At 31.9% G+C, this 12,905-nt stretch carries 14 protein-coding genes; 7 read left to right on the forward strand and 7 right to left on the reverse strand.

What is annotated here, in order from left to right:
• Window positions 1–1,085 precede the first annotated feature (1,085 nt).
• Window positions 1,086–2,057, forward strand: a complete 972-nt coding sequence (locus AAGU07_RS09335; RefSeq protein WP_342458832.1) for a cysteine peptidase family C39 domain-containing protein — start codon at window positions 1,086–1,088, stop codon at window positions 2,055–2,057.
• A gap of 1,014 nt (window positions 2,058–3,071) precedes the next feature.
• Window positions 3,072–3,902: a F420-dependent methylenetetrahydromethanopterin dehydrogenase gene (locus tag AAGU07_RS09340; protein WP_342458833.1), complete on the forward strand. Its 831-nt coding sequence runs from the start codon at window positions 3,072–3,074 to the stop codon at window positions 3,900–3,902.
• A 114-nt stretch (window positions 3,903–4,016) separates the two neighbouring features.
• On the opposite strand, the gene AAGU07_RS09345 is transcribed toward AAGU07_RS09340, so the two are convergent.
• Entirely contained in the window at window positions 4,017–4,625 is a 609-nt protein-coding gene (locus tag AAGU07_RS09345; RefSeq protein ID WP_342458834.1) for a TMEM175 family protein, read from the reverse strand.
• A gap of 241 nt (window positions 4,626–4,866) precedes the next feature.
• Here AAGU07_RS09345 and AAGU07_RS09350 point away from each other — a divergent pair, with 241 nt between their 5' ends.
• The 4 genes from AAGU07_RS09350 (at window position 4,867) to AAGU07_RS09365 (ending at window position 8,717) form a co-directional block, all read left to right on the forward strand.
• The gene (locus AAGU07_RS09350; protein WP_342458835.1) at window positions 4,867–5,415 is read left to right on the forward strand and encodes a TetR/AcrR family transcriptional regulator; all 549 of its coding nucleotides are present in this window, start codon (window positions 4,867–4,869) and stop codon (window positions 5,413–5,415) included.
• Between the two features lie 218 nt (window positions 5,416–5,633).
• Window positions 5,634–6,179, forward strand: coding sequence for a TetR/AcrR family transcriptional regulator (locus tag AAGU07_RS09355; protein WP_342458836.1), 546 nt, complete (start codon window positions 5,634–5,636; stop codon window positions 6,177–6,179).
• Between the two features lie 209 nt (window positions 6,180–6,388).
• Window positions 6,389–7,597 (forward strand): HD domain-containing protein, encoded by a 1,209-nt coding sequence (locus AAGU07_RS09360; RefSeq protein WP_342458837.1) that lies wholly within the window; start codon window positions 6,389–6,391, stop codon window positions 7,595–7,597.
• Window positions 7,598–7,832: 235 nt separating this feature from the next.
• Window positions 7,833–8,717, forward strand: coding sequence for a BPL-N domain-containing protein (locus AAGU07_RS09365; RefSeq protein ID WP_342458838.1), 885 nt, complete (start codon window positions 7,833–7,835; stop codon window positions 8,715–8,717).
• A 139-nt stretch (window positions 8,718–8,856) separates the two neighbouring features.
• On the opposite strand, the gene AAGU07_RS09370 is transcribed toward AAGU07_RS09365, so the two are convergent.
• The 6 genes from AAGU07_RS09370 to AAGU07_RS09395 all read right to left on the reverse strand — a co-directional run bounded on the left by AAGU07_RS09370 (window position 8,857) and on the right by AAGU07_RS09395 (window position 11,882).
• Window positions 8,857–9,459, reverse strand: a complete 603-nt coding sequence (locus tag AAGU07_RS09370) for a DedA family protein (RefSeq protein ID WP_342458839.1) — start codon at window positions 9,457–9,459, stop codon at window positions 8,857–8,859.
• 61 nt (window positions 9,460–9,520) lie between these two features.
• The gene (uppP, locus tag AAGU07_RS09375) at window positions 9,521–10,369 is read right to left on the reverse strand and encodes an undecaprenyl-diphosphatase UppP (protein WP_342459366.1); all 849 of its coding nucleotides are present in this window, start codon (window positions 10,367–10,369) and stop codon (window positions 9,521–9,523) included.
• Between the two features lie 170 nt (window positions 10,370–10,539).
• The gene (locus tag AAGU07_RS09380) at window positions 10,540–10,866 is read right to left on the reverse strand and encodes a hypothetical protein (protein ID WP_342458840.1); all 327 of its coding nucleotides are present in this window, start codon (window positions 10,864–10,866) and stop codon (window positions 10,540–10,542) included.
• Window positions 10,867–10,889: 23 nt separating this feature from the next.
• Window positions 10,890–11,183, reverse strand: a complete 294-nt coding sequence (locus AAGU07_RS09385) for a winged helix-turn-helix domain-containing protein (protein ID WP_342458841.1) — start codon at window positions 11,181–11,183, stop codon at window positions 10,890–10,892.
• A 211-nt stretch (window positions 11,184–11,394) separates the two neighbouring features.
• The gene (locus AAGU07_RS09390; protein ID WP_342458842.1) at window positions 11,395–11,631 is read right to left on the reverse strand and encodes a nitroreductase family protein; all 237 of its coding nucleotides are present in this window, start codon (window positions 11,629–11,631) and stop codon (window positions 11,395–11,397) included.
• Complete coding sequence (locus AAGU07_RS09395; protein ID WP_342458843.1) at window positions 11,529–11,882, reverse strand: nitroreductase family protein; 354 nt, start codon at window positions 11,880–11,882, stop codon at window positions 11,529–11,531. Before AAGU07_RS09395 ends, AAGU07_RS09390 begins: the two co-directional genes overlap by 103 nt.
• Window positions 11,883–12,263: 381 nt before the next feature.
• On the opposite strand from AAGU07_RS09395, the gene AAGU07_RS09400 reads away from it, so the two are divergent.
• Complete coding sequence (locus tag AAGU07_RS09400) at window positions 12,264–12,653, forward strand: hypothetical protein (RefSeq protein WP_342458844.1); 390 nt, start codon at window positions 12,264–12,266, stop codon at window positions 12,651–12,653.
• Window positions 12,654–12,905 lie beyond the last annotated feature (252 nt).

Below are 12,905 nucleotides of genomic sequence, written 5' to 3' on the forward strand. Positions count from 1 at the left end.
GCTTGGCAGAGACTTTGGAGTTCGTTGTAATTCCAAAGTTTCCCAAAAACCTCAAAAAGTTTTTGGGGATTGAAGGAAAAACTATAGTTTTTCCTGAACCGCGAAATTATAAATTTCGCAGGCCCCAAAACACGCAGTGTTTGAGGCCGGTGAATCCCTCAAAAATCAGAGATTTTGAGGGCTTCGTGTTCGACGGCCGCAGAAATCCTCAAAAATCGAAAAATTTCGATTTTTGGGAGTAGAAAAATGTTGTAAAAATTTTCAATTTTTACACATTGAAAATCGAAGATTTTCAAATGCTTTGCATTTTTCTAAAATTCTATGAATTTCTGCAGGGTCTTTTTTTATTTTTTTTACAAGATTTATCATATATTGTATATAATCCTTGCTTAACTCATAAAAAATTCTAATAATACCTATTTTTGACGGTAAGCCTTTTGTAGCACCGAAAAGTATGAATAGGTATTGTATTCTAATTAATAAACAGGGGGCGAGATATTATCTCCAGTATTTTACTTCCAGATTTTTAGAAGTTTCGTCCCCCTATCCCCTTTTGTTTAAGTTAAAAGTTTTCGGTTGCAGTTAAAATAAATTTTAAATTTTCAAATCTAAACCCTATTATAAGTTAAAAGTAATAACTTTTAACTTATACTCATTTTTAAATATATTTCCCGTAAACTCATTTAATCATTTAAACAGTTTTCATAAGTCACATAAAACGTTATGTGCTACTGTGAAAATAATAAAGACTTTATTTTCTATTAACAATTTTTATGTGGGGCGTATAGAGTGACCACCTTCAAGCACCTCGGTTATCTCTTACTCTCCGTATAACCTATTTTGAGGATCTAGTTACTAGATCCTGATTAGTTTAAATGTAGTATATGTGCTGATTTTCACATAATATTAGCTAATGTACTTTTAATACAATAATTTTATAATATTAAATTCTTTTTTGATTTAAAGAGCAATATTGCCCTCTTAAAACAAATTTAAGCTGTTAATACAACGTTAAAATAGTTAATATTATATACTATGAAATTTATCATTAAAAATTAGAAATTAATAATATCGGAGGCGGTATTATGAAAATAATAAAAATAGTTTTGATGGTAGCTCTAGCAATTGGGTTAGCGTCAGTATTTGCTGGTGCAGTCTCTGCTGCGGATCAAACAAGCGATCCTGTAATTGCCAAAGAAGGAAATGATGACGTAGGAGTTGCTCTTCAAACAACAGGACAAAATGAAAGTGGAAACATATCTAAAATAGATTTAAATGGGGCTGCAAAGCCAGAAGAAACAGTTAGTGTGGAAAATTCAACAATATCTGGGCCAATTGCCAAAATTGACACTACAGGTATTATAATGCAGTCAACTAGTTACAACTGTGGGCCTGCTGCGCTTGCAACTGTTTTAAATAACCTTGGAATTAATGCAACGGAACAGGAATTAGCAAGTTTAGCTGGAACAGATAAATCTGGGACTACAATGTATGGTTTAGTGCATGCAGCGCAGTCAAAAGGATTAAAAGTTAGGGGAATGAGATTATCTCAGGATAAACTTAAGAAGAATGACATTGTTGTTTTAAATATTGATGGTGTTACTCATTATAGTATTGTGAAAGAAGTGACTAATGAAAGTGTTAAACTGATGGATCCATCTCTTGGAAATATTAAAATGTCTAAGGAAGAGTTCAACAAGTTTTATAGTGGGAATGCGATTGTTATAATTGATTCAAGTATATCCTTAAATGATTTAAATAATTCTATAGAAAATGAAATAGTTACAAATTCAAATGAGTTACAATTAGGAAAGTTACAAAGTATAAAAGGAAAAGGTAAAACAAAAATTATTGTAAGATTTTTAAAAAAAGGATGGGTATTTATCAGTAATATCAGCGTAGTAGCATGGTTAATTTCTATCATGCCTGAAAGTTGGAAGAACTGGTTTTATGGTACAATAAATAGCGCTTATGCTACTTATAAACATAATCAAGAAGTAATGAAAAGAAAATATGGAATGGAATATGATCCTATTGATTTTTGTATAGTAATTTAAATCAATCATGATTTAGTAACTAGATATATAAAATGGGTTATTCATTTTTTACTTTTTAGATATAACATTGAGTAATCATAAAATAATCAAGATGTTGGGCTTAAAATGAAAAATAAACCGTTTATAATTAGTATAGTGGGCGTGTTCATAATAACTATACTAATGTCAGTTATAGGACATTTAGAGAAATTTACGTTTTTTTATTTCATTAAAAACAATATAGTATATTTTATAATCTGTTTAATATTACTTGATATGCTTATGACTTATACATTAATGGAACTTATTAAGGTCACAGTGAGATGGGCAGAAAGATATTATCTTGTAAAATCATCTAAAATTCTTTTAATTAGTATTTTAATCGTATTTGGATTTAATATATGGGGATTAATATATTCACTCATTTTTAAAATGAATTTGGGTGAAAATTTATTAGCTGTAACGTTTAATGCTTATGTACTGTTTTTTATAATATATTTATTATTTAAATATTTATTGGGCAGGCAGCATAACCAAATAAAAAATATGAAAGAGTAGGAGGATTTATGAAAGCATAATTAGTTATATTTTATATTTTTAGTAACTTTAATATTTTTTTTAGATAAATAGATGATTAGGGGTATAGCTAGGGAATTATTGATACTGTCGACATTTCAGTCTGATTTTTCAAGAACCCGCAGGTGGAAAGAATTTAAAATTAATTAAGTCCTGTGAACTGTTTTTGCATATTTTTTCACTGAGGAGATATTGGCGTAAAATTAACATGGCCAGATAAAATCAAAATAATCATTGATAATACAAAAATGGGTATATACTGCAAGCAACGTTTTAAAATGAGTTATACGCGAAAAATAGTATAGTTTAACCTTTTAAAGGATATAATCTTAAAATTTATCAGTGGTTGCATTATCCTTTTAATGTTAAGTTAGGAAATACACCTATAAAAACTTAATCATCAAAATTAAATCAAAAAGTACTTATTATATTATTTAAATAGCTACAGCCGGTGATATAATGGTTGTAAAAATAGGAATCATTAAATGTGGTAACATAGGTACCTCTCCAGTACTCGATTTATTACTCGATGAGAGGGCAGACAGACCAAACATAGACGTTTGTGTAATAGGATCTGGAGCTAAAATGAACCCAGACGAAATTGAAAAAGCTGTACCATTAATGCTCGAAATGGAAAGGGACTTCGTTATATTCATAAGCCCAAACCCTGGTGCACCAGGCCCTGCTAAAGCAAGAGAATTATTATCTGCAGCAGACGTACCTGCAATCATAATTGGTGACGCTCCTGGACTCAGAGCTAAAGATGAAATGAACGAACAAGGATTAGGTTACATCATAGTTAAAGCAGACCCAATGATCGGTGCAAGAAGAGAATTCCTCGACCCAACCGAAATGGCTTCATTCAACTCCGATGTTATAAAAGTATTAGCACTTACCGGAGCATACAGAGTTGTCCAGAACACAATCGACGAAGTAGTAACTACCGTCGAAGCTGGAAACGAAATAGAACTCCCAAAAGTTGTTATAACAAGAGACAAAGCTGTAGAAGCTGCTGCATTTGCTAGCCCATACGCAAAAGCAAAAGCAATGGCTGCTTACGAAATAGCAACCAAAGTAGCTGATATCGACGTAGAAGGTTGTTTCATGACCAAAGGTGCTGAAAACTACATACCAATCGTTGCATCTGCTCACGAAATGCTTAAAGTCGCAGCTGACTTAGCTACACAAGCAAGAGAAATTGAAAAAGCTAACGACACCGTCGTAAGAACTCCTCACGGTGGAAAAGGCGAAACTCTCGCTAAATGCTGCTTAATGGAAAAACCAGAATAAATGAGTCTATAAGCGGTCTTCGGACTGCTTAACTACTTATTTTTGAACTGCTTATTTTGAATTGAAATATTACTTGAACTATTTTTTGATATTGAATTGATTTTGTGCATTTAATCATATTATTTTTAGATAGAATAGGTATATAACAGGTATAAATAAAAATACCGTGCTGCTTAGGTATGGATTTATGAAAGATAGTGCAATTGCTGCCAGTGCGATTAATGGTGTGAATAAATTGCTTTTTTTAATGGGTTTATCGTATGGAATGGCTTCTTCGGCTATATAACCTCTTTTGACAGCATAATTCCAGTTGATATAGAATAGTAATCCTATAGCGAATATATTCAGATCAAAGAAAATCTGTGAAAATTCATATTGCCCAAAGCTGTTTACCAGCGACGTACTGAAGGGTACCAATGCGATAAACATGAGCCACATTATATTAATCCATAAAATAGTACTGTTTGCACGTTTAATTACAAAGAATATGTGGTGGTTCATCCAGAAAATGCCGAGGAGAACGAAACTGAGGAAATAAATCAATAGTTTAGGCAGTAGAGATATAATATAAATCTGGAAGTCTGCTGCTGAATGGAAGCGAATAGAAGGTATTTCAATACTTAAAACGAGCAGTGTCATTGTAATTGCAAATATTCCATCTACAAGAGTTTCTAATCGGTTCTTTGGAATTGTAATGCTAATTTTAGATCTTTTTAAAGCCATTAAAATCATCTATACTTGTAATGAATATTATTTTATATTTTATACTTCCTATATTCTAGGTTTAAAATAGCCAATATAATTCTATTTTTTAATTATATTGAAAAGTTTTCAGTCCATGATAAATTTCTCAAAATATTTGACAGTCAAATAACACAACTATTAAATAATAACTTATGCAAATATAATAGGTAAGATGGGACTTCCTTTCAGTTAATAAAACAATCTTAGAGGGTATTACTCCATGACTGATAAGACTGAGCAGAAAATTTTAGATGCTGCCTTAAAAATATTCTCGGAAGAAGGATTTAAAGGTGCTACCACTCGAGTTATAGCACAGGAATCTGGATTTAGCGAGCTAACCTTATTTCGAAAATTTGAAACCAAGGAAAATCTTTTTAACTCTGTTTTAATTAAAAATAGAGAAGATATACTGGAAGAATTAGATTCAATGCTGGTTGATAAGGGATTTGAAGATAATAAATGGTTTTTAGAGACCTTAATAAAAAATTTAGCTGCCTTAACTGAAAATAACTTTGAATTTGTCCATATTCTAGTTTATAATAAACGTCAAATTGCAGGAGATATATTGATGGAGATTATAAGCCATATCAGCCAGTACATAGAAAGAGTTTCTCCAGAGAAGTATACTGACTCTCAGGTATTTGCTTTAAACATTTTCTCATTTGTATACTTCGTTGTTTTTGATAAAAACCGGCGTAACTTTTTTGATTGTGATAAAGCCATTAATGAGTTTATAGATCACTCTGTAAAGTGTTGTAATATAAGTTGAATTTTATTATTTATTTCACTTTAAATAGTGGTTTTAAATTACGTTAAATATTAGTTAGTACTTGCAAATATTGTAATATATTATTTGGTGGGGGTAACAACTTTATATTTTAAAATTAACCAAGCAAAATCTTTAAATAAAGATTTAAACAGATATACTAGATAATATGATGGTTTTTTTTAATCAAATAATTGGAATGGATTATACAGTGGTTATTTATGACGGGTGAAACTGAACAAAAAATTTTAGAGGCTGCTCTAAATTTATTTGCAGAAAAGGGTTATACTGGGGCTACTACCAGAGTTATAGCAGAAGAAGCAGGTGTTAGTGAATTAACACTATTTAGAAAATTTAAAACTAAAAAAAATCTTTTTGACACGATTATATCTCAAAATCTTGAAAAAATGAAAAAAGACCTTCAATCAATACTTATAAACAAAAAATTTAATAGCAATGGTGAATTTTTAGAAACTTTCATCAAAAATTACGTAGAATCAGTTGAAGAAAATTTTGAAGTATTCTTTTTAGTTATTAACGATGGCACTGGGGAATTTGAACAATCTCTGTCTGAATTTTTCAGGGAATCTGCAGAATATATTGAAAAAAATATTGGAAACAGCAACATAGATCCGGAGGCATTTGCTCTTACAATAGCTGGATTTACCTACATTATTTGCATTGAAAAACATAAAGGGCGCACTATATTCAATCAAGAAGAAGTAATAAAGAATTTTATAAATAATTCTGTTAAGTGTGTTCAATAACCAATATTTCCTTTTTTTATCTAAACCTTTAATGCTGTAGTCATAATAGGGGGATTACTATTTTTTAATATTAAAAATGCATTAACTTTTATTTTTTTAGCCTATTTTATTATTTAATCATTTCAAATACAGTTAAATAATCAGATTAATAAATAATACATATCCGATCTTATCTAAATATATTTTTTAATAGGATAAATGGTGAATTCATGATAGAAAAGCTGATTGAAAGATTTTTTGAGGCTGCAAGCATGCAGCGATGGAATGACCATATACGGCCAGTTGAATTAACAGAACTTGATAAACAGGCCCATAAGATGGTGATAGCGTATGTCATCGCTAAGATTGAAGAAGATAGGAAAGGTAAAGGCCATGTTAACTGGTTAAATCTTATAGAAAGCTTTATTTTTGAGTTTCTTTACAGGTTAGTTTTAACAGATATCAAGCCTCCAGTTTTTCATAGAATGATGGCAGAAAGGCGTCATGAATTAAATAATCACGTTTTAACTGAGCTTAAAGAAGATTTTGACTATTTAAATGATGAAAAATTCAAACATAAATTTGAAAGTTATTTTATGCGGGATGAAAATACCCTTGAGAGGAGAATACTCCGTGCTGCACATTATTTGGCTACAAACTGGGAATTTAAGATAATATATCACTCAGCTCCTTTTATTTATGGAATAGAAAAGACAAAGGAGAATATAGAAAATCAAATTGAAGATCACTATGATTTAATCGGTGTTCAAAAAATTCTGCTTGGGAAGAAATCCTATGGATTTGTGGATCTCTGCGGTCAGCTGCGTTTCCAGAAAAGATGGGCACATTCCCCTCGAGTACCAGAAACTTCAGTTCTGGGGCATATGCTGATAGTGGCCATAACCGCTTATTTATGCACCATTAAAATGGAAAGTGAACCATGTGAGAGGAGAGTTTATAATAATTTCTTTGCAGGCTTATTCCATGATTTGCCTGAGGTATCTACCAGGGATATCATTTCCCCAATAAAAAGCGCCGCAGGATTAGAAGATATAATCAAAGACTACGAAAATGAGCGTATGAAGGAAGAAGTACTCCCTTTACTTCCTAAAACATGGCACGACGAGATGAAATACTTTACTGAAGATGAATTTGAAAATAAGATTAAAAAAGAAGGCGTACCTCAAAAAGGAATTAAATTTAAGGAAATGAATAAAAAGTACAATAGAAATGAATATTCTCCAATTGATGGAGAATTAATAAGGGCATGTGATAAACTCGCTGCATTTATTGAGACTAACCTGTCTATAGAATATGGAATAACTTCCAGATATCTTGAAGAAGGTAGAGAAAATATCTTTGATGCCTATAGAAATAAGGTAATTTCTGGAACAGATTTTGGCAGGATATTCAATTATTTTTATAAGAAAAAATGGTAGTCCTAATTAGAACAGGTAATTTCGCTGCTACTAATTTAATTTGATTATTTTTTAATTCTATTCAAATTTTTATATATTTTTAAAAGTATCATTCAAGTTATTTTAATGTTAAATTCTTTTTAAATTCTCTTTTTAATGGATAAAGACTACTTAAATTTCTTTAAATATGTAATAACGTATTAAATATCATTATTTTCAAAACATTTATAAGCTCAGATACATAATCTGGAAGCTAATGAAAATACGAGGATATTTAATTGATAGAAAGATTTTAACGATTGTATTACTGATCTCATTTACATTGGTTGGACTAATATCTATGACCGTAATTAAAGGTAATCCCTTAAATACTGGAAAAAATAATGGTAATCTGTTAAATGCTCAAGATGAGGTATATGCTTCAACTCCAGTGACAGTAAATGTTTTAATTTACGATGGTGAAGGGGTAATTCCTGAAAGTGTTGAAGGGATAAAGGATTGTTTGGATTATGCAAATAGTGGAAATCTTGATTTGGATGTATATTTCAATTATTCAACCACAGAAGAAATTAATTCGCAAACTTTGTCAGGCTATGATATTTTGGTCATGCCTGGAGGCCTTGGAATAACTTATATTAACAATCCTGAAATTAATGCTGAAGACCTAAAAAATTTTGTTAAAAATGGCAACGGCTACGTTGGGATATGTGCAGGCGCTTATGCAGCATCTAAACATGTTGACGGTGAGTATGATGGATGGGGAATTGCATCTGATATAAATTCTAAGCCTGTAGATTATGTGGGCAATTTATCGATTTCAATGACTTCCAGTGGAGAAAATATTTTGAATTCGCAAAAATTCTCAAATTTTGAAGGCCAAAAAACCAACAGTTTTTTGAGCACTCTGGATAATGTAACAATTTACCACTGGAACGGCCCTGCAATGTATAAAACAGATGGTTCTAATGATCCTCTGGCAGTTTATACCGATAACAAAACGGGTTACCAGAATTATGCTGCAATCGCCACTGATACGTATGGATCAGGAAGGGTTGTGTTATCAGGGCCTCATCCTGAACTTTCTCCTCAAAAACCTGAAATGCTGGCGTGCATGATTTTGTGGGCTTTTAAAAAGATTTAACCATATTTAATAAGAATTTAATTTCAAGATCCGTCAATTAGTTGAATTTTTTCATGTTTTAAATTCTAAGACTATTTGTTAAAATTTTATCGTTGATTAAATAGAAAAAGATCCAGCTTTAACTTACAATAACATGGAATTATTTTTTATATTTGTAAATTAAGTAAGCTAAAACTCCCAATATGCATATTACTATAATTATATCCAGTATGTGGAAATATCCTTTAATTATGCTCCAGTGAGGGCCTAATTGAACTCCGATATAACCTAAAACAAAGGTCCAGGGCAGTGATCCTAAAAAAGTATATATTGTAAACTTTTTGAGGTCCATTCTGGCTATTCCTGCAGGTAGTGATATAAAAGTCCTGATTATAGGTAACATACGGCTTATAAGAACTGCCTCATGTCCATATCTTTCAAACCATGCATCTGCTAAATCCAGTTTACTGGGACTGATGAGTATATACTTCCCATACTTTTCCAGAAAAGGCCGTCCTCCTTTAAATCCAACAAAATAAGCGATTAAGGCACCTAAAAGATTTCCTAAAGCCCCTACAATACCTATGCCTAGAAGGGTCATTTTTCCTTCTGATACTGCAAACCCTGCAAAGGGCATTATCACTTCACTTGGAAGGGGAATACATGCACTTTCAATGGTCATTCCAATGAAAACACCCCAGTAGCCTAAACGGCCTATTATATCAATTGCAAAATTACTCACAAGTTCGATTATACTTATCATGAAATTTTTTTCTCCATTAATACCTATTTTTTCCGTATTAAAAAATTTAATAAATAGGATTTTAAATTAATCCGTATAAATAGCTTATAATCAAAGTCGCGGCTCCTACTATCCAGCAGTAGTAAGCAAATATCATTAATGTTCTTTCTTTTATCAATTTAAGGAGGAGCTTGATTGCAAGGAAACCAACAATAAGTGCTGCCAGGAATCCAGCTACAAGTGCTGCAGTGTTTGCTTCTAGTCCATTACCTATATCTTTAACCTGTACCAGTGCCGCTCCAGCTATGGCTGGGATTGCCAGTAAAAAGCTGTACCGCGCTGCTAATTCTCTTTCTAATCCTGAAAATAGACCTGCCGCGATAGTAGATCCAGATCGGGAGATTCCGGGGGCTATGGCGAATGCTTGAAAAATACCAATGCTTAGGGCATTTTTAAAGTTTACCTCTTTGATTTCTTTATGTCCGGTTTTTACCCTTTCAGCGGCCCAGAGCAGGACACCTGTTATAAGCAGGAAAAAGCCCACTGCAGCATAGTTATTGAAAAGAGCTTCAAACTGTTTATTGAGTAGTATGCCTGTTAAGGCTGCAGGGATGGTTCCTATTACTAAAAGCCAAACTAATCTTTTAGAGGGGTCTTCCCTTAAACCAGTTCTGAATTTTCCCCTGAAAATATCAAGGATGCTTGAAACAAAACCAGTTATGATATGGATTATATCTTTCCAGAAGTATGCTATTACAGCTAACAATGTACCTAAATGTAAAAGGGTATCAAAAGCAACGGCTTGACTAGGGTTTGCGTAATTTACGTTTATTAACTGTGGTACCAGAACCAAGTGAGCAGAACTGCTTACTGGCAGAAACTCTGTTAATCCTTGAACAATTCCCAGGATTATGGCTTGAATTATCGTTATATCCATTTCATCACCTTTATTGAAATTATTTATTGTTATATCCTGAGGTTACAGTTAAGTAATTATTCCAGACTCACACCCCAATCTGTACCTAATATTTTCAAGTAGTTTATTGGGATATTTTAGAGCAGGTAAAAAAAATAGTTAAATCAAAAAAAGAGGGATATAGATTAATCCCATGTTATTTTAAATAGGATGGCAAGTGCTATTAATTGAGCTATATTAACGAGAAGTAACACGAAATATACTCCGGTACCACCTATTTCATGTATTTCTACACCTAAAATTGAGAATATGGCCAGAGCTAGAATTGCAAGAATATTTTCAATTAGTAGAATTGTTGAGAAATATAGAAGGCCTGTGGTGAATTTAGATTTCAATTGTTTGTAACTTTCAAGGTAAAAGTAAACTAATCCAGACAGTAAGCAAACATTTGCAATTCCTACTGCAATAGCAGTATATATTATCATATGGTTTAAAAAGACCAGTTCCACCATTATTTTTACCCCTTAAATTTGTATCATGATTTTTCGGTTATTTTTTCCCAGATTTCCTGGAAAATACCATAGTTTTGTTCTACTTCTTCAGTTAAGAAATATAATTTACTGTAGGAATCTCCAGTGGATTTAATTACTTTATTCTCCTCTAAAATTTTAAGATGGTGCCTTACAGTTTTATAATCTAAATCAAGTTCCTTTGCAAGCTGATGAGCATTATAAGGTCTACCATGGAGCGTTTTAATAATTCTGGCACGGTTTATACCTCCCCTTTTACCAGTTATCAACCACCAAAGCAGCTTTTCCATGTACTTCATACGCTCAATACCTTGTGTTTTATTTAATCAGATTATGTATCTATTCTCTTTAATATATTAAATCGTGCTTTTTGTGGACTGTATTAACTTATACTATTACTCTAATGTTTAAAATTTGAATTTGACAAAAGGTAGGGAGTTACCATTGTTCATATCTTACAAGTTCAGATAAGTCCTTACGTTCTTTGGTACCGGGTTCGTCTGCCGGATATCATAAGGGAGTAAATACAACTGGTTCAACGCCTTCGGGTAACTTTAAAATTTCTTTAGCAGCGTCGGCATCAAAAGCCCCAATCCAACATGTTCCAAGTCCAGTGCTTGTAGCATTGAAAAATCGTTGATTTTTTATGCCCCAAACACTTCGTGTTTGAGGGCAGCAAGAATTATATGGTCCATAACGATTGTTGCATCTATATCCATAAAGTTTTTGCCGTCTCTCCTTGTCCATGCCTTATCGCTAACTGCACATACACATATTAAGAGAGGGGGTTGGACAAACCATCCTGCAGGATAAATGCGGTTTAATTCATTTTCACGGTCTTTTGTAGGTATAACTATGATCTGGAAAGGCTGATAGTTGGTTGCTGTAGGTGCAAGGCGAGCTGCTTCAAGTACTGTATTCAGTTTTTCATTTTCTATATCGTCTGGTTTATATGCTCTTACACTGTACCGTTTTTCAATTAATTCTAAAAATTCCATTTTTATTCCTCCAATTATTCGTGAATTTTAATTTTTAGTACTTAAAACGTATAATATGAATATATTTTTAAAATTAAGCATTATTATGTATTTATGATAACTTAATTCTGGAAGTAACAGTTATTGATATGGTTATTATTTATTTTATTTATTATATGAAAGAATTACGGTTAAATTCATCTTCTTAATTTTATTTGGGATGTTATATTAATTGGCAAATATTGTTATTTTAAGCTTAAAGAAACATTTTTGTATTGCAAATTCCAAAAATAGAAAGTAACTGCTCTAAAGAGTGAATGAAAATTTAACCAATACAAAAAAGATCAAGGGGGCTTTAAACTGGTCAAAGATTTTGAGCATATATACGATAATTATACTCGTATGATGCTTTTTGCAAACTCCAATAAGCACAAAATAGAAAGTATACACGAAGAAATGGCCGCAATACAGGAAGCGCACCATGAAATAGTGAATGAACCTCAAACTCCGGCTGAACTATTGAATTCAATAGAAGGACTAAAATCAAGACTTGACGCGTTACATGAAGAAGTAGATGCAATTTTGTATCAGTACGGTGCAATCCATGAGATGCTGCATCAGGTAGATGTAATGATATCAGATTACTACAAGATGGATATAGAAATCTCTTCGTATGAGTTAAATGGAATGGAACAGGATCTTTTAAGCGTTAAAGATGAGTATAAACGGTTTAAATTATTAAAATCGGAAATAGGTGCTGTAACTGAAAAAATAGTAGATAGAAGGATTTAAAATTTGAATTAAATGTTATACCTATCCTAATTTGGAAAATAAGTCTAATTTTTGAAATATTGGGGAAATCTCTCAAAAATTCCCTCGAAATCCTCAAAAAAATTTTCAATTTTTTTGGGAGTTAGAAAATATTTCATATTTTCTAAAGTTCGTAGAATTTCGGGGCATCAAAAACCGCAGGTTTTTGAAGGCTTCGAATTTTTGGAGCACTCAAACACTTTGTGTTTGTAAGTTCCAATTTCCGAACGTTAA

Origin of the sequence: Methanobacterium sp., assembly GCF_038562635.1 — an archaeon.
Classification (GTDB): Archaea; Methanobacteriota; Methanobacteria; order Methanobacteriales; family Methanobacteriaceae; genus Methanobacterium_D.

What these genes read in the sequence shown, in the direction of transcription:
- AAGU07_RS09365 (WP_342458838.1), top strand. Translation starts at nt 7,833, where the DNA reads ATGAAAATACGAGGATATTTAATTGATAGAAAGATTTTAACGATTGTA.
- AAGU07_RS09345 (WP_342458834.1), bottom strand. Translation starts at nt 4,625, where the DNA reads ATGGCTTTAAAAAGATCTAAAATTAGCATTACAATTCCAAAGAACCGA.
- AAGU07_RS09360 (WP_342458837.1), top strand. Translation starts at nt 6,389, where the DNA reads ATGATAGAAAAGCTGATTGAAAGATTTTTTGAGGCTGCAAGCATGCAG.
- AAGU07_RS09355 (WP_342458836.1), top strand. Translation starts at nt 5,634, where the DNA reads ATGACGGGTGAAACTGAACAAAAAATTTTAGAGGCTGCTCTAAATTTA.
- AAGU07_RS09395 (WP_342458843.1), bottom strand. Translation starts at nt 11,882, where the DNA reads ATGGAATTTTTAGAATTAATTGAAAAACGGTACAGTGTAAGAGCATAT.
- AAGU07_RS09340 (WP_342458833.1), top strand. Translation starts at nt 3,072, where the DNA reads ATGGTTGTAAAAATAGGAATCATTAAATGTGGTAACATAGGTACCTCT.
- AAGU07_RS09385 (WP_342458841.1), bottom strand. Translation starts at nt 11,183, where the DNA reads ATGAAGTACATGGAAAAGCTGCTTTGGTGGTTGATAACTGGTAAAAGG.
- AAGU07_RS09370 (WP_342458839.1), bottom strand. Translation starts at nt 9,459, where the DNA reads ATGATAAGTATAATCGAACTTGTGAGTAATTTTGCAATTGATATAATA.
- AAGU07_RS09380 (WP_342458840.1), bottom strand. Translation starts at nt 10,866, where the DNA reads ATGGTGGAACTGGTCTTTTTAAACCATATGATAATATATACTGCTATT.
- AAGU07_RS09350 (WP_342458835.1), top strand. Translation starts at nt 4,867, where the DNA reads ATGACTGATAAGACTGAGCAGAAAATTTTAGATGCTGCCTTAAAAATA.
- AAGU07_RS09400 (WP_342458844.1), top strand. Translation starts at nt 12,264, where the DNA reads ATGATGCTTTTTGCAAACTCCAATAAGCACAAAATAGAAAGTATACAC.
- AAGU07_RS09390 (WP_342458842.1), bottom strand. Translation starts at nt 11,631, where the DNA reads ATGGACAAGGAGAGACGGCAAAAACTTTATGGATATAGATGCAACAAT.
- AAGU07_RS09335 (WP_342458832.1), top strand. Translation starts at nt 1,086, where the DNA reads ATGAAAATAATAAAAATAGTTTTGATGGTAGCTCTAGCAATTGGGTTA.